General features: G+C 67.9%; 18 protein-coding genes and 1 tRNA gene. 8 read left to right on the plus strand and 11 right to left on the minus strand.

Annotated features, from left to right (window positions below; translation table 11 throughout):
• Window positions 1–139 precede the first annotated feature (139 nt).
• Together OHA70_RS09695 and OHA70_RS09700 are read right to left on the minus strand one after the other, a co-directional pair.
• Complete coding sequence (locus OHA70_RS09695; RefSeq protein WP_328330790.1) at window positions 140–703, minus strand: cysteine dioxygenase; 564 nt, start codon at window positions 701–703, stop codon at window positions 140–142.
• Window positions 700–1614, minus strand: coding sequence for an amidohydrolase family protein (locus tag OHA70_RS09700; RefSeq protein WP_328330792.1), 915 nt, complete (start codon window positions 1612–1614; stop codon window positions 700–702). Before OHA70_RS09700 ends, OHA70_RS09695 begins: the two co-directional genes overlap by 4 nt.
• A gap of 149 nt (window positions 1615–1763) precedes the next feature.
• On the opposite strand from OHA70_RS09700, the gene OHA70_RS09705 reads away from it, so the two are divergent.
• Complete coding sequence (locus OHA70_RS09705) at window positions 1764–2783, plus strand: LacI family DNA-binding transcriptional regulator (protein ID WP_328330794.1); 1020 nt, start codon at window positions 1764–1766, stop codon at window positions 2781–2783.
• Window positions 2784–2889: 106 nt separating this feature from the next.
• Here the strand turns inward: OHA70_RS09705 and OHA70_RS09710 are convergent, their stop codons facing one another.
• Window positions 2890–4338, minus strand: a complete 1449-nt coding sequence (locus OHA70_RS09710; protein WP_328330796.1) for a helix-turn-helix domain-containing protein — start codon at window positions 4336–4338, stop codon at window positions 2890–2892.
• A 114-nt stretch (window positions 4339–4452) separates the two neighbouring features.
• On the opposite strand from OHA70_RS09710, the gene adh reads away from it, so the two are divergent.
• Both adh and OHA70_RS09720 read left to right on the plus strand, forming a co-directional pair.
• Window positions 4453–5976, plus strand: a complete 1524-nt coding sequence (adh, locus tag OHA70_RS09715) for an aldehyde dehydrogenase (protein WP_328330798.1) — start codon at window positions 4453–4455, stop codon at window positions 5974–5976.
• A gap of 5 nt (window positions 5977–5981) precedes the next feature.
• On the plus strand, window positions 5982–6359 hold the full coding sequence (locus OHA70_RS09720; RefSeq protein WP_328330800.1) for a DUF779 domain-containing protein: 378 nt from the start codon (window positions 5982–5984) through the stop codon (window positions 6357–6359).
• 58 nt (window positions 6360–6417) lie between these two features.
• On the opposite strand, the gene OHA70_RS09725 is transcribed toward OHA70_RS09720, so the two are convergent.
• Window positions 6418–6963 carry a hypothetical protein gene (locus OHA70_RS09725; RefSeq protein WP_328330802.1) on the minus strand — a complete coding sequence of 182 codons (546 nt, stop codon included), beginning with the start codon at window positions 6961–6963 and terminating at the stop codon, window positions 6418–6420.
• Between the two features lie 303 nt (window positions 6964–7266).
• Between OHA70_RS09725 and OHA70_RS09730 the strand changes: the two genes are divergently transcribed.
• The 3 genes from OHA70_RS09730 to OHA70_RS09740 all read left to right on the plus strand — a co-directional run bounded on the left by OHA70_RS09730 (window position 7267) and on the right by OHA70_RS09740 (window position 14613).
• The gene (locus tag OHA70_RS09730) at window positions 7267–8463 is read left to right on the plus strand and encodes a S53 family peptidase (RefSeq protein WP_328330804.1); all 1197 of its coding nucleotides are present in this window, start codon (window positions 7267–7269) and stop codon (window positions 8461–8463) included.
• 283 nt (window positions 8464–8746) lie between these two features.
• On the plus strand, window positions 8747–11626 hold the full coding sequence (locus OHA70_RS09735) for a M36 family metallopeptidase (RefSeq protein WP_328330805.1): 2880 nt from the start codon (window positions 8747–8749) through the stop codon (window positions 11624–11626).
• Window positions 11627–11709: 83 nt separating this feature from the next.
• On the plus strand, window positions 11710–14613 hold the full coding sequence (locus OHA70_RS09740; protein WP_328330807.1) for a M36 family metallopeptidase: 2904 nt from the start codon (window positions 11710–11712) through the stop codon (window positions 14611–14613).
• A 62-nt stretch (window positions 14614–14675) separates the two neighbouring features.
• Here OHA70_RS09740 and OHA70_RS09745 read toward each other — a convergent pair whose 3' ends face one another.
• Entirely contained in the window at window positions 14676–15746 is a 1071-nt protein-coding gene (locus tag OHA70_RS09745) for a DUF6652 family protein (RefSeq protein WP_328330809.1), read from the minus strand.
• A gap of 235 nt (window positions 15747–15981) precedes the next feature.
• Window positions 15982–16055: transfer RNA gene (locus tag OHA70_RS09750), tRNA-Gly, on the minus strand.
• Between the two features lie 234 nt (window positions 16056–16289).
• Between OHA70_RS09750 and OHA70_RS09755 the strand changes: the two genes are divergently transcribed.
• Together OHA70_RS09755 and dcd are read left to right on the plus strand one after the other, a co-directional pair.
• On the plus strand, window positions 16290–16730 hold the full coding sequence (locus OHA70_RS09755; RefSeq protein WP_164601271.1) for a MarR family winged helix-turn-helix transcriptional regulator: 441 nt from the start codon (window positions 16290–16292) through the stop codon (window positions 16728–16730).
• 158 nt (window positions 16731–16888) lie between these two features.
• On the plus strand, window positions 16889–17464 hold the full coding sequence (gene dcd, locus OHA70_RS09760) for a dCTP deaminase (RefSeq protein WP_328330812.1): 576 nt from the start codon (window positions 16889–16891) through the stop codon (window positions 17462–17464).
• A gap of 21 nt (window positions 17465–17485) precedes the next feature.
• Here the strand turns inward: dcd and OHA70_RS09765 are convergent, their stop codons facing one another.
• From OHA70_RS09765 to OHA70_RS09785, 5 genes are all read right to left on the minus strand, one after another.
• Entirely contained in the window at window positions 17486–18958 is a 1473-nt protein-coding gene (locus tag OHA70_RS09765) for a hypothetical protein (protein WP_328330814.1), read from the minus strand.
• Between the two features lie 4 nt (window positions 18959–18962).
• Window positions 18963–20462, minus strand: a complete 1500-nt coding sequence (locus tag OHA70_RS09770; protein ID WP_328330816.1) for a hypothetical protein — start codon at window positions 20460–20462, stop codon at window positions 18963–18965.
• A gap of 125 nt (window positions 20463–20587) precedes the next feature.
• A complete protein-coding gene (locus OHA70_RS09775) occupies window positions 20588–20806 on the minus strand; it encodes a hypothetical protein (RefSeq protein ID WP_328330818.1) in 219 nt (72 codons plus the stop codon).
• Between the two features lie 45 nt (window positions 20807–20851).
• Window positions 20852–21679, minus strand: a complete 828-nt coding sequence (locus OHA70_RS09780) for a DUF4097 family beta strand repeat-containing protein (protein WP_328330820.1) — start codon at window positions 21677–21679, stop codon at window positions 20852–20854.
• Window positions 21676–22434 (minus strand): hypothetical protein, encoded by a 759-nt coding sequence (locus OHA70_RS09785; RefSeq protein WP_328330822.1) that lies wholly within the window; start codon window positions 22432–22434, stop codon window positions 21676–21678. Before OHA70_RS09785 ends, OHA70_RS09780 begins: the two co-directional genes overlap by 4 nt.
• Between the last annotated feature and the right edge of the window lie 77 nt (window positions 22435–22511).

Below are 22511 nucleotides of genomic sequence, written 5' to 3' on the forward strand. Positions count from 1 at the left end.
CCCGCCGCCCTTCACCTACTCCGCCAACAAGACAAGCGCTCCTTCACCCAGGTGATGGTGAAGGAGCGCCTGTTGGAAGCCGGGCGGAGGCTGCGGACCGACTCAGCCGCCGGAACTATCGATGTTGTTGGTGCTGGGGTTAGTCGAGGGGGCGGAGTTCGTCGGCGTAGGAGACGGAGACTCGGCGGAGGACGCCTTCTTTGACTGAGTACTGGCCCATGCGCCAGAGCGGGGGGCTGTAGGCGTGGACGGTGACGCTGCCGGGGGCGGAGCCTACGACTCGGTGGATGTGTTCGGGGCCGAAGCCGTAGACGTCGCCGGCTTCGATGGTGGTTTCGATGGGTTCGGTGCCGATGGCGAGATTGTGTTCGACGAGTTCGCCGCGGGCGACTGCGACGGCGCCCGAGGAGACGTCGTGGTCGTGCCAGCCGGTGTCGTTGACAGGGGTCCAGCAGATCAGCCAGACGTCGACGTTGGCGTCGCGGTGCAGGGAGGCGAAGACGCGTTCGTCGTCGCTGTAGGCGACCTTGTCCTCCCACAGGTGCGGCTGAGCGGCGAGGCCGCCGGCCAGCTCGGCCAGTTCGGCGGGGGTGAGATCACGTCCTGGAAGGTTGTCGAGCGACAGACAGTCGTTGAGCTCCACGAGCCGGCTGGCCTGGCGCGCGGGTACGACGGGTGCGTCGGAAACGGGCTGAGCAGTCACTGCACTCCCCTCTCAGGAGGTGGCACCGGTCCGAACAGGAGCCGGTGCGGGTTGTTGTGTTGGATCACCGCGGTTGCCGCGTCGCCCTGACGGAGGTCGACGGGTCCGGCGTACGGCCGGTCGGTGCCGTGCACGACCTGGTCGATGCCGAGGACCCGGGCGACCGCGTCGATACCTTGCGGGCCGTAGCTCGAGGTGTCGACGTACAGGTTGGTGTCGATGGTGCCGAGGCGGCCGCCGCGGGCAGCGAGCCGCTCGTGGTGGACCGGCGCGAGGCCGGCCGCCGCGACGAAGCAGAGCCTCAGCAGCGGGTACGTCGTACGCCCGCCAAACGCATGCCAAGCCCACCAAGCGGCCTGCAGCTGAGTCGTGTAGTCGACGACCGGCGACCACCACCCGGGCAGCTCTTCACCAGGCGGCAAAGGCGTCCCGGGATGGACGAGGATCGGCTTGTTCAACCGCTCGGCAAGCGCGAGCAACGGGGCGACGGCGGCCCAGCCGGCTGGCGTACCGAGCACTTGAGCAGGCAACTGAAGACCAAGAAACCCCTGGCCCAGAAGGCTTTCCAGCCCAGCGAGATCAGGCTCCAGCAAATCTACGGCAGCCCATGCCTTGAAGGGCTCGGGCAACGATGCAGCACCGGCATGCCAAGCATCCAGCAGCAGAGAATCACCGAGGTGCTCGATCCCGAGCGGCGAAGACAGCGACACCCCGACCAGCGAGGTCCCCGCGTCCAGCTCAGCGGCGACGCGCTTGTCTACGGCATGCGCTGCCGGATCCACCTCGTACGGCGCTTCGCCGGTCGTATGCAGCGTCCAGCCGTCCAGGTACGGCGCCGAAGTACGGGCTCGGAGCCGGTCGACGAACTCGGTCGGCCAGAGGTGCTGGTGCACGTCGATCACATCGCTCACGAACCCCTCACCTCCCCGCTCGACTGAACTTTGAAGCGCTTCAAGACATCTGTAGTGAAGCGCTTCAAAGCCTAATCTGTCAAGCGCCGTTCCAGCGCAGGCCATCCTTCGACAGGTTTTTGTCGCCGCCGTGCCCTAGGGTCGATGACATGTCCGGAACAGGCCGCAGGCCGACCCTCAAGGACATCGCAGCGGACACCGGCCTCTCGATGGCCGCCGTCTCGTACGCGCTGCGAGGTCTGCAAGGAACGCCGGAGACGCAGCAGCGGGTGCAGGAAGCCGCCGAGCGTCTCGGGTACCAGGCCGACCCCGTGGCCCGCGCCCTCGCCTCCGGCCGGAGCGGTTCGGTCGGCGTGCTGTGCGCCTCGCTCGAGGACCTCTGGCAGCAACGCCTGGCCGCGGCGCTCGGCCGCGAGCTGCTCGCGCCGGACCGCAACGCCTGGATCATCGACTCGGCCGGTGACGCCGATCGGCAGCTGCAGCTCGCCCAGCACCTGGTCGACCATCGCGCCGACGCGATCGTGGTGATCCCGATCGATCCGGGCGCCAAGGGCTGGGCCAAGATCGCCCAGCAGGCGCCGGTGATCGCGATCGGCGACGCGCTGCCGGCCGCGAAGGCGAAGTCCGAGGTGCTGTTCGACAACGAGACCGGAGTCAGTACTGCACTGCGCCGGCTGGCCGACGCGGGTCACCGCGACGTCGCCGTACTGAGCCCGTCCCGCCGGTTCGAGGTGGAGCGGCCGGCCGAGGAGATCGCCCAGCGGGTCGCGTTCGGACTGAAGCTCAAGGTGCGGATCGTGCCCTGCCCGCATGATCTGGCCGGCGCGACCGAGGTCGCCCGCGAGTTGCTCACCGGGGACTGCCGGCCGACCGGCATCCTGGCCCTCGCCGACTCGATGGCCTTCGGCGTGTACGCCGCCTGCAAGGAGCTCGGCATCCGGGTGCCCGAAGATCTGTCCCTGCTCGGGTACGACGACCAGCCGATGTCCCAGCTGCTCAGCCCGCCGCTGTCCACCTTCCACTGGCCCCTCGACGACCTGGTCGCCGACGTCGTGAGCCGCGTCACGTCCGCGGTCGACACCAACCGCCGGGTCCGCCGGACCACGGTCGAGCCGACCCTGATCGAGCGTGGCTCGGTCGCCGCCCCGCCGCCTAGTTCGCTGAACTGAACTGCGGCGTGACGACGACGCTGAGTCACCCACGACGGTCACACCTGCGAAACTAAACTAGTTCACTGCACTTAAAATCCACTGTCCAGATACTGAACGCCAGCGCTCAGCCCGCGAGCCGGTCCAACCGGGCAGCAACCGCGGGCCGCCGATGGTCCCCAGCTGGAAGATGCTGGTCGAGCACCTCGAAGATCTCGAGATCCTCCGCTCCCGTCGGCGTCTGCGCGAACCGCCACAGCAGGTCCGCGTCGGCACGATCCAGTACTGCGCGCCGCAGCGTCGCATCCAACTCGTCACGCTCCACCCGCAAGGCCGGCGCATCCGAGCGCCCGAGCAGCGGCCCGGAGTACAACTCCAACGCCTTGCTCAGGTCGCCAACCCGCAGCGCCAACTGCACGTCCGTGACGTCACCCGACACGTCCGCGACGATCCGATACGGCTTGGTATCGAGCACCCCACCGCCCAGCAGATTGCGCAGCCGGTGCATCTCGGCCCGTACCGTCGCCGGATTGCCCTCGTCGCCATAGAGCTGCAGCATCAGCTGCTCAGCCGTCAGCCCAGCCGGATGGAGCAGCAGCAACGCGAGCACCTCGGCCCGGCGCAGCGTCAGCGCGATTTCACGAGTCCCGACGACAGCGACTGGCTGGTCCGAGCCCAGCAACCTCAATCGCAGTAGCGGGCGGCGTCGGCGTACCGGGCCTGGGATGCGCAGCAGGTAGCCCTCGTCCAACTGCTCGACCACGGCTTCCCGCCCATCGCCGAGCTCGATCCGCGAAGCGCCGGAAGAGACGTCGAGGCGATCCGGCAACCAGGCCAGCGGCTGGACCGCGAGAACGCGACCAGTGGGAGTCAGCAGAGCACCAGGTGAGTCACCCAAAGCGATGAGGTGGCGCATGTTGCGAGCGCGGAGTTGCTCGTCGGCCGCAGCCATCCGGACCCGGAGTTGCCCCTCGGCCAGCTGAGCCGCCGCGGTCACCAGCGCCATCATGGCCGGGTGGACCGTGCGCAACGGACCGCTGACGTCGACGGCGCCGATCAGCTTGCCGGTATCCGGGTCGTGCACCGGCGCCGCGGCACACGTCCAGGCGTGGATCCGGCGTACCAGGTGTTCGGCCGAGTGGATCTGGACCGGCTGGTCGGCGGCTAGCGCAGTACCCATGCCGTTGGTGCCGATCGCGTCCTCGGACCAGATGGCGCCCTCCGACAAGGCGATCCGGTCGGCCTGCCGGCGTACGTCGGCCGCGCCTTCGCGCCAGAGGATCAGCCCCTGCGCGTCGGTGATGATCATGATGTGCGACGCCTCGTCGGCGATCGTCGTCAGGGTGCTGCGCAGGAGCGGTAGTACAGCGCTCAGCGGATGGTTCTCACGCAAGGACTCAAGCAACTCGGACGGGATGACCACCGGCGGTGCGTCGAGCTCCGGGTCGACCGCGGCGGCCAGCGACCGTTCCCAGGAGGCGGCGACAAGAGGGCGCGGGACACCGGGCACTCGGCCGGCACCGAGCACCTCGTCGTACAACTCACTGAGCCGGCGCGCCTTCTCCGCGGCGTCCACGCTCCAGACTCGCCCGGAACGGACGGGCAAACAAGTGCCGAAGCTATGCAACGTCGGTGCAACGTCCCCCCGCCTAGTTTTCGGAGCACCGCTCTTTTCTGCAGGAGGAGACGAATGACCATCTACGCATCGCCGGGCAGTGACGGCTCTCCGATCACGTTCAAGTCGCGCTACGACCACTTCATCGGGGGCGAATGGGTACCACCGGCCAAGGGTGGTTACTTCGAGAATCCGACTCCGGTGACCGGTGAGAACTTCACCGAGATCGCGCGAGGCACCGCCGACGACGTCGAGGCCGCTCTCGACGCCGCGCACGGGGCGGCGCCGGGCTGGGGCCGGACGTCGGCGGCGGAGCGCGCGAACGTCCTGAACAAGATCGCCGACACGATCGAGGACAACCTCGAACTGCTCGCCGTCGCCGAGACCTGGGACAACGGCAAGGCGGTCCGCGAGACGCTGGCCGCGGACATGCCGCTGGCGGTCGACCACTTCCGGTACTTCGCCGGCGCGCTGCGCGCGCAGGAGGGCTCGATCTCGCAGGTCGACGACGACACCGTCGCGTACCACTTCCACGAGCCGCTCGGCGTGGTCGCGCAGATCATCCCGTGGAACTTCCCGATCCTGATGGCGACCTGGAAGCTGGCGCCCGCGCTCGCGGCCGGCAACGCCGTCGTACTGAAGCCGGCCGAGCAGACACCGGCCTCGATCCACGTGCTGATGGAGCTGATCGCCGACCTGATCCCGCCGGGTGTGCTGAACATCGTCAACGGGTTCGGCGTCGAGGCCGGCAAACCGCTTGCCTCCAGCAACAGAGTCGCCAAGGTCGCGTTCACTGGTGAGACCACGACCGGCCGCCTCATCATGCAGTACGCCTCGGAGAACATCATCCCGGTGACGCTGGAGCTCGGCGGCAAGAGCCCGAACCTGTTCTTCGACGACGTCGCCAGCTCGCGCGACGACTTCTACGACAAGGCGCTCGAGGGCTTCACGATGTTCGCGCTGAACCAGGGCGAGGTCTGCACCTGTCCGTCCCGGGCGCTGATCCAGGCCGGCATCTACGACTCGTTCCTGACCGATGCGAAGGCGCGCACCGAGGCGGTCAAGCAGGGCAACCCGCTGGACACCGACACGATGATGGGCGCGCAGGCCAGCAACGACCAGTACGAGAAGATCCTGTCGTACATCGACATCGGCAAGGCCGAGGGCGCGAAGGTGATCACCGGCGGCGAGAAGGCCGACCTCGGCGGCGACCTGAGCGGCGGCTACTACATCCAGCCGACCATCTTCGAGGGCGACAACAAGATGCGGATCTTCCAGGAGGAGATCTTCGGGCCGGTCGTCTCGGTGACCAAGTTCGACGACTACGCCGACGCGATCAAGATCGCCAACGACACCCTGTACGGGCTCGGCGCCGGCGTCTGGTCGCGGGACATGAACACGGCGTACCGGGCCGGCCGCGAGATCCAGGCCGGCCGGGTCTGGACGAACTGCTACCACGCCTACCCGGCACACGCGGCCTTCGGCGGGTACAAGAACTCCGGGATCGGCCGGGAGAACCACAAGATGATGCTCGACCACTACCAGCAGACCAAGAACCTGCTGGTCAGCTACAGCCCGAACAAGCTCGGCTTCTTCTAAATCCCATGGTCGACCGGGTTTCCTACACGGAGGAGGCGGCGGAGTTGCTCCGCCGCCTCACCGAGATCCATGGCCCGCTGATGTTCCATCAGTCCGGCGGGTGCTGCGACGGCAGCTCGCCGATGTGCTACCCCGACGGCGAGTTCAAGACCGGCAACGCGGACATCCACCTGGGTGACCTCGACGTGGCCGGCCTGGACAAGGCCATCTCGTTCTGGATGTCGAAGAACCAGTACGAGTACTGGAAGCACACCCACCTGACCGTCGACGTCGTCAAAGGCCGCGGCAGCGGCTTCTCGGTGGAGGCCCCCGAAGGCGTCCGCTTCCTGATCCGTTCCCGCCTCTTCAGCGACCAGGAGTCCGAGGCCCTAGGCCTGCTTTGACGCGGCCCCCCAAGCGAGTGCCGACCGCCCGGTGGCGTTGCCGGACGGCCGGCACTCTTCATCTGCCCAAGTAGGCAGCAAGTTCTCCGGTACTACGTACGCCGTGGTCGAGTACTGCTGGATAGATGTCCGAGCCGCCGATGACGTCGGGGTAGCCGGGGTAGGTGCTCTTGAGTCGCAGGATCGCTTCCTTCTGCTCGGCGGTTGCTGCCCCGACCCGCAGCGCGTCCTCGACGTGTGGGCGGTCGACGGCATGGAGCCAGATGGTCAGGTCGACCTTCCAGTTGGCGTGGTCGAGTACCGCGTAGAACCGCTCGTCGGTGAGTTGCGGGGTGGGGCGGCGGTCTCCCCGTTCGTCGCGGAAATCGACTGAGAGCAGCTCGACGCGCGCGGCGATGTCGGCGAGCCCCGTCAGCACCTCGGAAGCCTTGGCCGCCGGTGCCGTGAACATGACGTCCAGGTCGCGCAGCACCATCAGCCCCGAGCGGGCGCTGCCGATCAGGAGTGGCGGGCCGAGGGAGGGGAACGCCCGCTCCAGATCGAGCTTGCGGAGTACTGCGTGCGCCTCTGCTTGGAGCGCCTCGGCGCGGGCGATCAGATCCATGCCGACGACGCTAGGTTCGGCGGCTCTGGGCTGCCAGCCAATTGCCAGGAACCGGGAACCTTCGGCCGGTTCGGGAAAGTCGGGGGGAATCCTTCATCCCGCGCCAGGCAACGGATCTGGGCGCGATTGCGGGGAAAACCACGGCATTACGGGGTGTGTCCGGGCGGCTACCCATGACATTTGTCAGGGATGGGATCGCTGGATTCGGGTGTCTGCGCAGGCGCACGATTCCGAACACCAATCACGCCGGTTCCGCCCCGACCGAGATGATCAGGGTGGGCCTGCCCAGCTCGAGGAGTTCTGTTGAAGCAACGGATTCTCGTGTCCGCCCTGGGCGTCGGCGCACTAGCCGTCGCAGGACTGACCAGCCAAGGGGCCGCCGCGGCTCCCACTCCGTACACCGCCGGAAAGCACGCCGCACAGGTCTGCTCCACCGCGAAGGCGGCCCACACCGCCTCGTGTCATGCGCTCAAGCTCGTCGACGCCGCCGGGAAGTCGGTGACGTCGGCTTCGCCGCCCGCGACCGGTCTCACCCCGACCGGCCTGCGGGACGCGTACAAGCTCAACGGGCTGAGCGCCAACGGCCGGACAGTCGCGATCGTCGACGCCTACGGCTACCCGAACCTGGAGCGTGACCTCGGCGTCTACCGCAGCCAGTTCGGGCTGTCCGCCTGTACGGTCGCCAACGGCTGCCTGCGCATCATCAACCAGACCGGCGGCACCACGCTGCCGACCTTCAACGTCGGCTGGGCCGGCGAGCAGGCGCTGGACGTCGACGCGGTGTCGGCCGCCGCGCCGGACGCGAAGATCGTTGTAGTACAGGCGAAATCGGCCAGCTTCGCAGACCTCGGCACCGCGGTGGTCACCGCCTCCAAGCAGGCTGGCGTAGTGGCGATCTCGAACAGCTACGGCGGCGGCGACGCCTCCGACTCGACGTACGGGACCTACTACAACCACCCGGGCATCGCTGTCACCGCTTCGACCGGTGACGACGGCTACCAGGGCGGCAGCTACCCGGCTTCGTCCTCCTACACAACGGCTGTCGGCGGTACCTCCCTGGTCTCGGCCAGCAACAGCCGCGGCTGGTCGGAGAGCGTCTGGAGTGGCGCGGGCTCGGGCTGCTCGACGTACAACACGGCACTGAGCGCTGCATCCACATTCAGCACCGGTTGCTCGAAGCGTGCGATGGCTGACGTCTCGGCGGCGGCTGACCCGAGCAAGGGCGGGATGGCGATCTACTACCCGACCAGCAAGACCGCCTCGACCTGGGCGCAGTTCGGTGGGACGAGTGAGGCCGCGCCGATCATCGCCTCGGTCTACGCGCTGTCGGGCAACACGGCCGGCTACGCGAACGCTCTGCCGTACGCGCACCCCAGCTCACTGTTCGACGTGACGTCCGGCTCCAACGGCAGCTGCCCCACGACCCAGTGGTGCAACGCCCGTACCGGCTGGGACGGCCCGACCGGCCTCGGCACTCCGAACGGAGCCGCCGCCTTCTGACGGGTCCTTCACAGCAGCCGGTCCATTGGTTGCCCTGGGCATTGACACGCTTCGTAGCCGGGTCGATGCTCAGGGCGACTATTGCTGTGTTGCTCGCAGTATTACTCCGCGCACGAAGGACAACCCTCGCTTCCGCGTCATTACGGTGATAACCCTTCCCCGGGCCGATCACCAGGCTTAAGGTCGGCCCGGACGGGTCGTGGAGGGCGATCCGCGCGACTTTCTCTGGAGCGCTGTTGTGAAAGTTTCTGCCAAGGGACGGGGGCTGCTCGCGGTTTCCGCCGTGAGTGCCACCACCGTCCTGGCTGTCCTGGCCGGCGGTGGCGCGGTAGCCGCCACGTCCGCCACCCCGGATCCCAAGGCCCCGGCCGAGGCGTCCAAGTCGATCTCCGGCAAGGAGCGCAAGGGCAACTACGACGCCCGGACGCCCAACGCCCGCGCCAACTACGCCCGCGCCGCGAAGGTGGTCGGCAAGGAGACCGCGGCCTCGGAGAAGTTCCGTACCTCCCTGGGCAGCCAGGGTGTCGTCGCGGTCGACGAGAACACCGGTACGCCGGCCCAGGTGACCAAGCTCAACGGCTTCCTCACCGCCAAGAGCACCAAGAAGGCGACCGCGATCGCGCTGGCCTACGTCAAGGCCCACCCCGAGGTCTTCAAGCTCTCGACGTCCGACCTCGGCACCCTCAAGCTGCGCAAGGACTACGTCGACGACCTCGGCACCCACCACATCTCCTGGGTCCAGGAAGTCGACGGCATCGAGGTGTTCGGCAACGGCCTCATCGCCAACGTCACCAAGGCCGGCCAGCTGATCTCGCTCCAGGGCGCACCGATCTCCGGCCTGGTCTCCCAGGCGCAGGCCCGGGACAAGGCGGCCACCTCGGTGATCAGCGCCGACGCCGCTCGCAGTGCGGCCGGCGAGGACGTCGACGCCAAGCTGGCGAAAGCCAAGGCGACGACCGCCGCCGGCACCACCAAGTGGAGCAGCGGCGACACCGCCAAGCAGGTCTGGTTCCACACCGCCGACGGCCTGCGCAAGGGCTGGCTGACCTACGTCAACGGCGGCGACTCCAAGATCTACAGCCACGTCATCGACGCCCAGACCGGCGGCCTGCTGTACCGCAAGGACCTGGTCAGCGAGGGCAACGGCGACGCGCTCGTCCAGGACAACTACCCGGGCGCGGCCAAGGGCGGCGTCCAGCGCACCGAGAACCTGATCTACAACAAGTGGCTGCCGAAGAACGCGAAGACGCTGCTCGAGGGAACGTCTGTCGCCGCCTTCGCGGACGTGAACGACGACAACCAGCCGAACGCCGGTGAGACGGTCAAGGTGCCGGGTACCCCGACCACCTCGCAGTACAAGCTCGTCCCGTTCCAGTCGAGTAGCTCGTTCTGCTCGGCGGCGTTCATCTGCACCTGGGACCCGGCCAAGCCGGACTCCTGGAAGACCAACATGAACCAGGACGTCACCAACGCGTTCTACCTGGCCAGCAACTTCCACGACTGGCTGGCCAAGCCGCCGATCAGCTTCACCCCGGCGGCCGGCTCGTTCGACGCCGCGGGCGGCGACCCGGTACACCTGAACGCTCTCGACGGCGCCGCCACTGCTGCCGACGGCGGTCCGGACGCCAACCACATCGACAACGCGAACATGTCGACCCCGCCGGACGGCACCCCGCCGACCATGCAGATGTACCTGTGGCACCAGCCGGGCGCGTCGGACGCGGAGGACGGCTACGTGCCCTCCAGCGGCGCCAACGACGCCAGCATCCTGTACCACGAGTACACCCACGGTCTGTCGAACCGCCTGGTCGTCGACGCGACCGGCAACTCGACGCTGAACAGCATCCAGGCCGGCTCGATGGGTGAGGCGTGGAGCGACTTCTACGCGATGGACTACCTGGTCTCGCACGGCCTGGAGAAGGACACCACCGCTCCGGGCGAGGTCCTCGAGGGCAAGTACGTCGCCCACGGCGATCTGTTCCGCACTGAGGCGATCGACTGCCGCGTGAAGGCGGTCAGCCCGAACTGCGTCGCGGCCGACGGCACCAAGGGTGGCTACACCTACGGCGACTTCCCGACCATCGGCGGCGCACCCGAGGTGCACTCGTCCGGCGAGGTGTGGGCCCAGACGCTGTGGGACCTGCGCGAGCGCTTCGGCCGTACCTACGCGCTGAGCATCATCACCCGCGCGATGGAGCTGTCCACCGCAGACCCGACGATGCTCGACATGCGTAACGCGATCGTCCAGGCCGACCTGATCGCCAGCGGCGGCAAGAACTCCAAGATCATCTGGCAGGTCTTCGCCAACCGTGGCATGGGCTGGTTCGCCGGTCTGCTCGACGGCGGCGACTCGCACCCGGTCGAGGACTTCCACATCCCGCCGACCGGTGCCACCACCAGCATCACCGGCACCGTCACCGACAAGGACACCGGCGCACCCGTCGCGGGCGCACTGGTCTTCATCGGTGGACACGCGTCCGGCTACGCGGGCGACTACTCCGCCGTGACCGGCGCCAACGGCAAGTACACGATCACCGGCGTTCTTCCGGGTACCTACGGCAAGTTCGTCGTCTCCGGCGCGGGCTACGAGGTTCTGGGCAACGCGCTGGCGGTCAAGGCCGGCGGCACCACCGCGAACTTCGCACCGCGGCGCAACTGGGCGGCAGCGTCCGGCGGCGGTTCGGTGAAGGCGTTCACCGGTCCGGACTTCTCGCCGCAGTGCGGCCCGCAGTACGCGATCGACTCCAGCCAGGGCACCGGCTGGGGCAGCACCACCGGTGACGACGCCGGGACCCCGACCAACGTGATGATCCCGAAGAACATCGACATCGCGCTGCCGGAGGCCGTGAACATCAGCAAGTTCTCGGTCGACCCGTCGAACACGTGTGGCGACCCGGGCAGCGCCGCGACCGGTAAGTACCGGATCGAGACGTCCGTGGACGGCACCACCTGGGCCACGGCCCTGGAGGGCGAGTTCGGCGCCGCCAACCGCGGCAAGTACAACGAGGTCACGCCGACCGGCAATGTCACCGGCGTGAAGTTCGTCCGGTTCGTGATGCTGAGCCCGCAGGTCCCGGACTTCGCCACGAACTGCCCGAACGGCGGCTACGGCGGCTGCCAGTTCACCGACATGACGGAGCTGCAGGTCTTCGGCACCAAGTGACGACCTGAGTTCCACCCGCGAGGGCCGGCCGAGTATCCACTCGGCCGGCCCTCCGGCTTCTGTCCCAACAATATTCTGGAGTGATGTTTGTGAGAGTTTCCGGCAAGGGACGGGGGCTCGTCGCGGTCACCGCGGTCGGCGCCGCGACCGTCCTGGCGGTCACGAGCGGCAGTGGCGCGATGGCCGCCACTCCCGATCCGAAAACACCCGCCGAGGCGACGAAGTCGATCAAGGCCAAGGAGCGCAAGGGCAACTACGACGCCCGTACTCCGAACGCCCGCGCGACCTACAACCGCGCCGCGAAGGTCGTCGGCAAAGAGACCGCCGCCTCGGAGAAGTTCCGTACCTCCCTGGGCAGCCAGGGCGTCGTGGCGCTCGACGAGAACACCGGTACGCCGGCCCAGGTGACCAAGCTCAACGGCTTCCTCACCGCCAAGAGCACCAAGAAGGCAGCCGAGATCGCGCTGGCCTACGTCAAGGCGCACCCGGAGGTCTTCAAGCTCTCGGCCGCCGACCTCGCCAGCCTCAAGCTGCGCAAGGAGTACGTCGACGACCTCGGGACGCACCACATCTCCTGGGTCCAGGAAGTCGACGGCATCGAGGTGTTCGGCAACGGCCTCATCGCCAACGTCACCAAGGCCGGCCAGCTGATCTCGCTCCAGGGCGCACCGATCTCCGGCCTGACCACCCAGGCCGCGGCCCGCAGGGCTGCTCCCTCGGTGACCGCCGCCGGGGCTCGCTCCGCCGCGGCCAAGGACGTCGACGGGACCGCCAAGAGCGCGACCGCCAAGACCCTCGGCACCACCACGACGTGGAGCAACGGCGACTACGCGAAGGAAGTGTGGTTCCACACCGCCGACGGCCTGCGCAAGGCGTGGTCGACGTATACGAACGCGGGCAGCACGCTGATCTACACCCACGTGATCGACGCGCAAACGGGTGGTCTGCTCTACCGGCGCGACCTGTCCAGCAACGACAAGGGCGACGCGCTCGTCTTCGACAACTACCCGGGCGCGCCCAAGGGTGGCGTCCAGCGCACCGAGAACCTCATCTACAACAAGTGGCTGCCCAAGGGCGCGAAGACGCTGCTCGAGGGCACGTCGGTGGCGGCGTTCGCCGATATCAACGACGACGACCAGCCGAACCCCGGCGAGACGGTCAAGGCACCGGGAAGGCCGGGCGGTTCGGAGTACAAGCTGGTGCCGTTCCAGTCGGTCCCGCTCTGCACGCCGACGACCATCTGCACCTGGGACCCGGCCAAGCCGCAGTCCTGGAAGACCAACATGAACGAGGACGTCACCAACGGGTTCTTCTTCGCCAGCAACTTCCACGACTGGCTGGCCAAGCCGCCGATCAGCTTCACCAAGGCGGCCGGCTCGTTCGACGCCGACGGCGGCGACGCGGTCCAGCTGAACTCGATCGACGGCGCGGCCACCGCTGCCGACGGCGGGCCGGATGCCAACCACATCGACAACGCGAACATGAACACCCCGCCGGACGGCACGCCGCCGATCATGCAGATGTATCTGTTCGGCAGTGTCGGCGACGACGCGACGGTGGCGACCAGCTCGTCGAACTCGGCCGAGATCCTGTACCACGAGTACACCCACGGCCTGTCGAACCGGCTGGTCGTCGACGCGAGCGGCAACTCGACACTGAACAGCATCCAGGCCGGCTCGATGGGTGAGGCGTGGAGCGACTTCTACGCGCTCGACTACCTGGCCTCGCACAACCTGGAGAAGGACACCACCGCCAACGGTGAGATGCGGATCGGCCGGTACGACACCGGCGGCGGCACCATTCGCACCATGCCGAACGATTGCCGGGTGAGGGCCAAGGAGCCGGCCTGTGTCGGCATCGATGGTTCGCAGGGTGGCTACACCTACGGCGACTTCCCGACCATCGGCGGTACGCCGGAAGTGCACTCGTCCGGCGAGGTCTGGGCCCAGACGCTCTGGGACCTGCGCGAGCGGTTCGGCCACACCTATGCGCTGAGCATCATCACCCGGGCCATGGAGCTGTCCACCGCCGACCCGACGATGCTCGACATGCGCAACGCCATCGTCCAGGCCGACCTCGTGGCCAGCGGCGGCAAGAACGCCAAAATCATCTGGCAGGTCTTCGCCAACCGAGGCATGGGCTGGTACGCCGGTGCGCTCGACGGCGGCGACTCGCGGCCGGTCGAGGACTTCCACATCCCGCCGACGGGTGCCACCACGACCATTTCGGGCACCGTGACCGACAAAGACTCCGGCGCTCCGGTGGCTGGCGCACTGGTCTTCATCGGTGGCCATGCGTCCGGCTACGCGGGCGACTACTCCGCTGTAACCGGCGCCAATGGCAAGTACACGATCACTGGCGTCCTGCCCGGTACCTACGGCAAGTTCGTCGTCTCGGGTGCGGGCTATGAGGTACTGGGTAACGCGTTGGCAGTTAAGGCCGGTGGTACCACCGCTAACTTCGCACCGCGGCGCAACTGGGCCGCAGCCTCTGGTGGCGGTTCGCTGGTGGACTTCAACGGCCCCGACCTCACCTCGCTCGGCTGTGGCCCGGCGAACGTGATCGACTCCAGCCAGGGTCCCGGCTGGGGCAGTACGACCGGTGACGACGACGGCACCCCGACCGGCGTGATGATCCCGAAGAACGTCGACATCGCGCTGCCGGCGGCCGTGAACATCAGCAAGTTCTCGGTCGACCCGTCCAACAACTGCGGCGATCCGGGCAGCTCCGCGACCGGCAAGTACCGGATCGAGACGTCCGTCGACGGCACCACCTGGGCCAAGGCCCTGGAGGGCGAGTTCGGCGCCGCCAACCGCGGCAAGTACAACGAGGTCACGCCGACCGGCAATGTCACCGGCGTGAAGTTCGTCCGGTTCGTGATGCTGAGCCCGCAGGTGCCGGACTTCGCCACGAACTGCCCGGACGGTGGCTACGGCGGCTGCCAGTTCACCGACATGACCGAGCTGCAGGTCTTCGGCTCCAAGTAGTCCCTGAGTTCCACCCCGCAAGGGCCGGTCGAGGTACGTACTCGGCCGGCCCTCCGACTTGGTCAGACCACCCGTTGCCGCATTCTCAGCGCGAACGCGGTCACCCCGTACGTCGAGATGGGCAGCAGCATCAGCAAGGCGGCGAGGACGGCCGGGGTGAGCCCGATCGAGGTGACGGCGCCGATGATCGCCACGTTCGCCGGCTTCGGATCCCCGTAGGAGCCGTAGATCGAGATGAAGGCGGTCACCACGAAGACGATGTACGTGCAGGTCGCGATCATCTGGGCATAGAGCGGGATCATCGCCAGGCCGACGATCCGGGCCGAGCGGCGCAGCGCGGCGAGGTCGCCGGCGACGAAGTACCGGACGGCCGTTCTGAACGTCACCAATGGCACGACCGGGAGGAGCAGCAGGACGAACTCCACCGGCGGGACGGCGTTGAGCACGAAGATTCCCTCCGTGACGAATCCGCGGTGCTGGTCGGCCAGCCAATAGAGCGCGACCAGGATCAGCCAGACCGTCGAGAGCAAGGATCCCGCGATCAGCACCCCGGCCAGCAGATTCCTCGACACCACGCCAGGTCGGCGGCTGATGCCGAGGATGTGCCGGGACGACTCGACCACGACGACCGTACTGGGCACGTCGACGACGAACAGGAACTGCAGGGTCAGGTTGACGCCGAAGAAGACGCGCCCGATCCGGTCGTCCTTCCTGAGCAAAACCAGACAAGCCACCGTGTACGCCGAGGTCGGCAGGAACACCAAATAGGTCAGCACAAGGAAGAGCAGCGCGGCGACGATGCCATCGATACCGTCGTCGGAACCGATCAGCGCGACCGCCTCGACGAGGGCGACGAAGTTCAGCACGAAGAACCCGGCACCGACCAGCTTCACCAGATTCGCCGAGCGCTGCAGGGCATCCAGGTCGCGGCGCTGCGCCAGCCGGACCGCATCGGCGATGGCGAGTGCCGCCAGGACGAGGTACACCGCCATCCATCCGCCCAGCAAGACGAAGGGGACCGTCAGGTCTCCGGGTTCGTCGATCCGGAACGGTTCCTTCAGCCCGATCGCGGCAGCCACCAAGGCCATCAGGATCGCGCCCACTCCAAGACACCCACCGAGCGCTTTCGCCATGGCGGTTATCTTTGCGGCCCGTTGGGTCAGTCCAGGGCCCGCTGAATGCCATGCGGAATGTGAATGGTGGCCGGGCGAGTCGGCGACTTCCTGGCATCGATGACAGGTGGGCTGCGGATCAGGTCGGTGGTGACGGGCACGCAAGGGGCAGATTACCCGCCGTGACGCCCGGGCAAACAGAAAGCCCAGGTCGGGGAACATCCCTCTGACCTGGGCTTTTGTCATGTTCGGACGATGGAGCGGGTGACGAGAATCGAACTCGCACTGTCAGCTTGGGAAGCTGATGTTCTGCCATTGAACTACACCCGCGCGCTGCCGGTTTCCCGGCGGACTCAGAGGATCATACCCGACCCGATCGGCGGTTTGCACGGGGGGTTATCGGGCAGTTTTCCACAAAGGGCACGCCCAGGACTGGGCAGGCCGGTCATCTTCTGGCAGATTAGAACGCGTTGCCGGGGGCAACATTCGACGCAACGTGAGGATGCGGTCCTGACTGGGGCCGGACAAGATGGTTGCGGGGCAACTGAAAAGAAGGGGTGAACGGTGGCAACTGACACTAACGACGCACTCGAGAACCTGGAGAAGGAACTCGTCACGCTGGCACGCCGGCTGCGCAGTCTGCAGCGGACGCTGTCGGACGAGGCGCATCCGGATCTGGAGCCGGCCCAGTACGCGTTGCTGAACCACGTCGAGGAACTCGCACCGGTCCGGATGGCGGACCTGGTTGCGGCCCTCGAGGTGGACAAGGGTCCGGTCAGCCGGGCCTGCGCCAGACTCGAGGAAGAAGGTCTGCTGAAGCGGGCCGCCGACAAGTCGGACGCGCGCGCGACCCTGTTGACGCTGACCGCGAACGGCAAGCGCAAGCTGGCCGCCGCCCGCAAGAAGCGCCACAAGGTGATCGAGGACCTGCTCAAGGACTGGTCGCCGGCCCAGGTGAAGACGTTCGCCGGCCAGGTCTCGAAGTTCAACAAGCTCGCCAACTGAGCCGTTGCCGAAGGCCCGTAGCCGCGTCGACGGTCCGGGGAGCTGAGGGCTCCGGAACAGGTACGCGGCCAGGTCCAGGCCACGCCCGGCACCGATCGGATGATCCGTCGGGGCCGGTAGACAGGCGGAGTTGCAGCACGCTGCGGTAAGTTGCGTTCGTGCTGCTCTCCGACCGTGACATCTTGGCCGAGCTCGACGCGAAGCGGGTCCAGCTGGACCCGTTCGATGCTGCGATGGTGCAGCCGTCGAGTGTCGACGTACGGCTGGACCGATTCTTCCGGGTGTTCGAGAACCATCGCTACCCGCACATCGATCCGGCCGAGGAACAGCCCGACCTGACCCGTCAGGTCGAGCCGGAGGGTGACGAGCCCTTCATCCTGCACCCGGGCGAGTTCGTGCTCGGCTCGACGTACGAGCTGGTGACGCTGCCCGACGACGTGGCGGCGCGGCTGGAGGGCAAGTCCTCGCTGGGCCGGCTCGGGCTGCTCACCCACTCCACCGCCGGGTTCATCGACCCCGGCTTCTCCGGCCACGTGACGCTGGAGCTGTCCAACGTCGCGACGCTGCCGATCAAGCTCTGGCCCGGGATGAAGATCGGCCAGCTCTGCTTCTTCCGGCTGTCGTCGCCGGCCGAGCACCCGTACGGCTCCGCGAAGTACGGGTCCCGCTACCAGGGCCAGCGCGGCCCGACGCCGTCGCGCTCCTACCAGAACTTCCTCCGCGGCGGCATCTGACCGGTCGGCCTCGGTTGCTGCTCAGCCGATGGCCTTCTGGACCACCAGGATCTTCTCGGTGCGCGGCGAGGCCTTGTTGCCGGGCTCCTGCAGATAGACGCTGCCGTACTTCGACACCATCGCCGGCGACTGCTGATTGCCGAACATCAGCGAGGTGTCACCCCAGCCGCCGACGTTCCCGCTGCCGAACGACGAGCTGTCATCAGGCGTCGTACCGTCGGTCGGAGTGCCCGTCGGGGTGGCGGCCGGAGCCGGGACGTCCTCGCCGGTCTTGGCGTCCAGCAACACCGCCTTGTCGTCGGCCGTCCCGTAGACCAGGCCGTTGAACATCGTGGTGATGGCCGGTACCACCCGGTTGGCCGACGAGTCGTAGCTCCAGGCAAGCTTCCCGGTCGCATCGTCGAACCCGGCGATGGCCTTCTTCTGGTCAGCCAGGGAGCGGTTGCACACCACTGCGGCCAGGTGGTCGGAGAAGCAGGTCGCGTCGTCGCCGTCCGCCGAGGGCGGCAGCTTGGTCTCGACCACGGCGCCGGTCGCGATGTCGACGGCGTAGAGCGAGTTCACATGGTCGACGCTGTCCTGGGCGCCGTTCAGGTAGCCGGTGCCGGCGAAGTAGCCGTGCTTGCTGCCCGAACCGGCCGGGCGCAGGTAGTTCATCGCCGGTACCGGCACGGACTTCTTGATCGCCCCGGTGACGCCGTCGGCCTGGACGATCGCGTTGTCCTTCGCGCCCTCCTGCTGGCTGCCCTTGACGCCGACGACCGTGCCGTTCAGTACGCCGGCCACCTCCACCGACGGGATCGTCGTCGCCTTCTGGGTGGCCGGGTCGGCGAACACAGTGAACTCGTGGACCTTCGACGTCGGCTCCGAGGACTGGGTCGAGAGGCTGACGGCGATCTGGCCGGTCGCCGGGTCGTAGGCCGGAGCCAAGAAGTCGGAGGCGCCGGTGCCCGGCCCGATCAGGGTGGTCAGATCGGCGGCGGCCGCGGCCAGCACCTTGCCTTCGAGCGGGTCGATCCACTGGAAGCTCACCTGGGCGTGCGCCTTCTGGGTGCCGCTGCCTTGAACCATCTGCGCGTACGCGATCGCGATGACCTCTTTGCCGTTCAGCTGCACAGCCATCGGCGGGGTGAGGTCGGCGGTCTCCGTGCTTTGGACGTCCGCGGACGGCAGCTGCCAGCTGTTCGCGCTGAGGGTGACGGCGGTCAGACCGGTGCGCTGTGCGTACAGCGAGGTCTGACCGACCATGCCGGCCTTGAGGTAGTACCGGTTGGGCTGACCGGCGACGTCGCCTTCGGCCAGCGCCGAGACCGGTGCGAACGCCTTGGGTGGATCGAAGGTCGCCAGGTCCGGCCCGGACGGAGTCGATGAGGCCGACGTCCCGCCGGACGGCTGGTCGGTGGACTTGTTGTCGTCGCCACCACTGCAGCCGGCCAGCACGGTCAGGGCGATGGTTGCCGTGGTCAACGGACGGAGCATGCGCAGGTCTCTCATCACGTCAGCCGATCGCCTTCAGTACCTGGAGGATGCCGCTGGTCTCGTCGGACAGCTCCTGCTTGTGCAGGTAGACACCGCCGTACTCCGAAACGCCTTCCGGCGACTGGAGCTCGAAGTCCGGCTGAGCCGGCACCGGGACGCCAGGAGTGCCACCGTCTGTATTGCCGTACGTCGGCGTCGTGCCATCGGTCGGGCCGACGGTCGACGTTGCGCCGTCGCCAGGCGTGGTGCTCGCGCTCGGAGTGGCCGTCGGTGTCGGGGCCGGGATGTCCTGGCCGGTCAGTGCGTCCATCAGGACCGTCTTGTTCTCGGCCGTGGCGTAGAGAACTCCATGGAAGGCCGCGGTCACCTCCGGCACCACCCGGCCGGCATTGGCATCGGTGTAACCCCAGATCTTCTTGCCGGTGGTGTCGTCGAAGCCGATGATCTCCGCCTCGCTGGCCTCAGGTCGGTCCGCCGTGCAGACGACCGTCTTCTGACCATCGGCGAGGCAGGTGTAGTTGAGCAGGAACTGGGTCTTCGTCACCGCCGACTTGGTCTGAACGACAGTTCCGGTGGCCGGGTCGACGGCGTACACGCTGCCGACGTATTCGCCGTCGCCGAGGTTCTTGTCGTACTTCTGGCCGTACAGGTAGGCATACTTGCCGCCGCTGCTCCCGGTCGGGGTGAGACCCCACAGTCCCGGTAGCAGGCCGCCCTTGGTGACGCGGCCGGTGGCGGCGTCGACGAGGGCCAAGGAGCGCTGGGTGTTCTCTTGGCCCTGGGCACCGACCACCACCCCCTTGCCGATCCCGGCCGGCCGCATGAACGGCACCCCGGCACCCTTCTTCGTGGCTGGATCGCCGGTCACGGTGATGATGCCGGACTTGGCACCGATCAGGCTGGTCGGCGCGACGCCGACCGCCAGCTGGCCGGTGGCCGGATCGGCGACGAAATCGGTGAGGATACCCGGCAGATTGGAGTTGACCTCGTCGTCGCCCAGCAGCGCGGTGGCGTCGACCGTTGCCTCGGACAACGGCTTGCCGTCGGCCGGGTCGAGCCAGCGGAACAGCACCGAGACGCCGGGCTTCTGCGTGCCGGAGCCTTTGACCCGCTGGTAGTACGCGACCGCGACGGCCGGCTTGCCGTCGAGCTGGACTGCGATCGGGCGACTCGCGTCGTTGACCACCACGCTGTCGTCGGCGGTTTCGGTGACCAGGGTCTGCCAGGGATTGCCGCCGGTCGTGCTCTGGCCGACGGCGCCGCTGTAGCTGTTCGCCACCGCGGTCGTGCCGACCATGGCGACCTCGGGCTCGGCGCTGCTGTGGCCCTTCTCCTCCGGGAGCGAGGACGCAGCGACGGCTTGGAAGGCCTTCGGTGGGTCGAATGGTGTCGGGGCCGGCGGGCTCGGCGTACCGGGCGTTTGGCCCTTCGAGGTGTCGTCCGCGGACTTGTCGTCTCCCCCGCTGCAACCGGTCAGCAGCACGGCGGCAGCGGCCACGGCGATCAACGGACGCAACATCTTTTCACTTCTTCCCGAGTCTGGCCTGCGTTGACGGCCAGCACGCTAGCAGCGTCAGCGGCCTCGGGAGGTCAATAAACCAAGGCGTTGCAGCAAGCTGCAAAGTGCTTGAGAAGTCATCGAAATCACCGGACGACGGACAAGCCGGTACGGCGGTGGCGCGGCTGCGGCTCCAGCCGGTCGGCCAGCCGGCGCAGGACGCCGGCCAGCTCGTGCCGCGGGCCGACGGCCTCTCCGTTGGCCCGCAGCGCCTCGAGATGTTCCTTGCTCTGGGCCCGTAGTTCGGCGACCCGGATCTGTTCGGCCACCCGGTAGCGGGCGACCTCTTGGTGTTCGCTGATCATGGCGTTCTCCCCTCACTGGTCCCCGTTGACGAATGTGGTTGGTGTTCAGACCCGGACGACGGTGATGTCGCCGGAGACGGTGCGGGCTCGCAGCATCAGCGAGTGCTCGCCCTCGGCCGGCTTCTCACCGGGCTCGAGGTCGCACCGGATCTGGCCAGTGACCGTCTTGAGGTCGAGGTAGGTCGGCACACCGTCCGGTACGCCGATCTGCACGTCCCCGCGAGCGGTCTCCGCCCGGACACTGGGGCCCTCCGCGGACTCCACCCGGACGTCGCCGGAGCCGGAGGTCGCGACCGAGTGGTCCCGGATCCGCTCGATGGTGATGTCACCCGAGCCGACCTTGACCGTCGTCGGGCCGGCCGCGTCGCCGACCCGGACGTCGCCGGACCCGGTGGACAGACCGGCCGTGCCGACCGTCTCATTGATGTCGATCACTCCGGAGCCGGTCTTGGCGCGGACGCCCTGGCCGGCGTACCCGACCCGGACGTCGCCGCTGCCCGTGTTGGCCGCGAGGTCGCCCTCGATCCGCTCGGCGCGGATGTCACCCGATCCGGTCGACAGCCGGGCCTCGCCCAGCGCCGCCCGGGCGGTGATGTCACCGGAACCGGTCTGGATCCGGGCGTCCAGGACCGCCGGGGTGGCGATCCGGACCCGGACCTCCGGGCCGCGGCGGAGGTTCTTCGGGGTCTCGACGATCAGCTCGCCGTTGACCACCTCGAACACCACGTCGCCCTCGTTACCGCTGTCGACCTCCAGGTCGACGACGGTCTTGTCACCGTCGGCGGGGCGGATCTCCACCAGCCCCGCGCCGATCTCGATCCGGACCCGCTCGATCTCGCCGGCCTCGCCGATCAATTGGCTGCTGTAGCTCACTGTGCCCACCCCTGCATGCGCTGGCCCGGGCCACGTCCGCCCCGGCGCTGTCCTTGGTCGTGACCGCGGTCGCGGCCCCGTTCACGGCGGTCGCTCTTGTCGCCACGGTCACCCCGGCGACCTTCACCGAACATGCCGTCCGGTCCGAAGACACCCTCCGGCCCGAAGACACCGTCCTTGCCGAAGATGCCGTCGGGGCCGAGCGGTCCGTCCGGTCCGAGCGGTCCATCGGGAGCGAAGATTCCGGGGCGGGGCGGCCGCGGCGGCCGGGGCGGGCGGGCGTAGACACCGGCACCACGGCCGGTCAGCGCCGTCATCACGGTCCGCATCAGCCACGCGTTCGAGGAGATGCCCTCGGCGGTCGCGGCCTCGTCCACCTTGTTCTTCACCGACATCGGCAGCCGCAGCGTGATCCGCGCGGTCGGCTCGTCGGCGTCCAGGGCGAGCTCCTCGGCCGCCGGCTCGGCGACGTCGTCGTCCAGGTCGTCGTCATCGTTGCCGGTCAGCTGGCTCGGGGCCGGCGTCACGACGAACTCGGGACGGCCACCGGCCATCCGGAGCTCGACCGATCCGGGCGACAGCTCGCGGCTGATCTCGCCGGCGGCGTCGGACAGGGCTGAGATGAGGGCCAGGCGGCCGGCGTCATCCAGCGTGGCTCCGAGGCGCTGTGCCACGGAGCGAGTTTGGTCGTCGGCCAGCGCGGTGGCGTTCTCCACGCTACGGCGGACCGACTCGAGGTAGTGGTCAAGTTCCATGACGCAATACTGACGTCACTGTGACGTCACTGTCAACCCCCTTTGATGTCATCGATGCCGCCATGGCGATGTCAGGA

The sequence above is a fragment of the Kribbella sp. NBC_00382 genome (genome assembly GCF_036067295.1).
GTDB lineage: Bacteria > Actinomycetota > Actinomycetes > Propionibacteriales > Kribbellaceae > Kribbella.

What these genes read in the sequence shown, in the direction of transcription:
- OHA70_RS09705 (WP_328330794.1), top strand. Translation starts at nt 1,764, where the DNA reads ATGTCCGGAACAGGCCGCAGGCCGACCCTCAAGGACATCGCAGCGGAC.
- adh (WP_328330798.1), top strand. Translation starts at nt 4,453, where the DNA reads ATGACCATCTACGCATCGCCGGGCAGTGACGGCTCTCCGATCACGTTC.
- OHA70_RS09720 (WP_328330800.1), top strand. Translation starts at nt 5,982, where the DNA reads ATGGTCGACCGGGTTTCCTACACGGAGGAGGCGGCGGAGTTGCTCCGC.
- OHA70_RS09725 (WP_328330802.1), bottom strand. Translation starts at nt 6,963, where the DNA reads ATGGATCTGATCGCCCGCGCCGAGGCGCTCCAAGCAGAGGCGCACGCA.
- OHA70_RS09740 (WP_328330807.1), top strand. Translation starts at nt 11,710, where the DNA reads ATGTTTGTGAGAGTTTCCGGCAAGGGACGGGGGCTCGTCGCGGTCACC.
- OHA70_RS09745 (WP_328330809.1), bottom strand. Translation starts at nt 15,746, where the DNA reads ATGGCGAAAGCGCTCGGTGGGTGTCTTGGAGTGGGCGCGATCCTGATG.
- OHA70_RS09765 (WP_328330814.1), bottom strand. Translation starts at nt 18,958, where the DNA reads ATGAGAGACCTGCGCATGCTCCGTCCGTTGACCACGGCAACCATCGCC.
- OHA70_RS09770 (WP_328330816.1), bottom strand. Translation starts at nt 20,462, where the DNA reads ATGTTGCGTCCGTTGATCGCCGTGGCCGCTGCCGCCGTGCTGCTGACC.
- OHA70_RS09775 (WP_328330818.1), bottom strand. Translation starts at nt 20,806, where the DNA reads ATGATCAGCGAACACCAAGAGGTCGCCCGCTACCGGGTGGCCGAACAG.
- OHA70_RS09785 (WP_328330822.1), bottom strand. Translation starts at nt 22,434, where the DNA reads ATGGAACTTGACCACTACCTCGAGTCGGTCCGCCGTAGCGTGGAGAAC.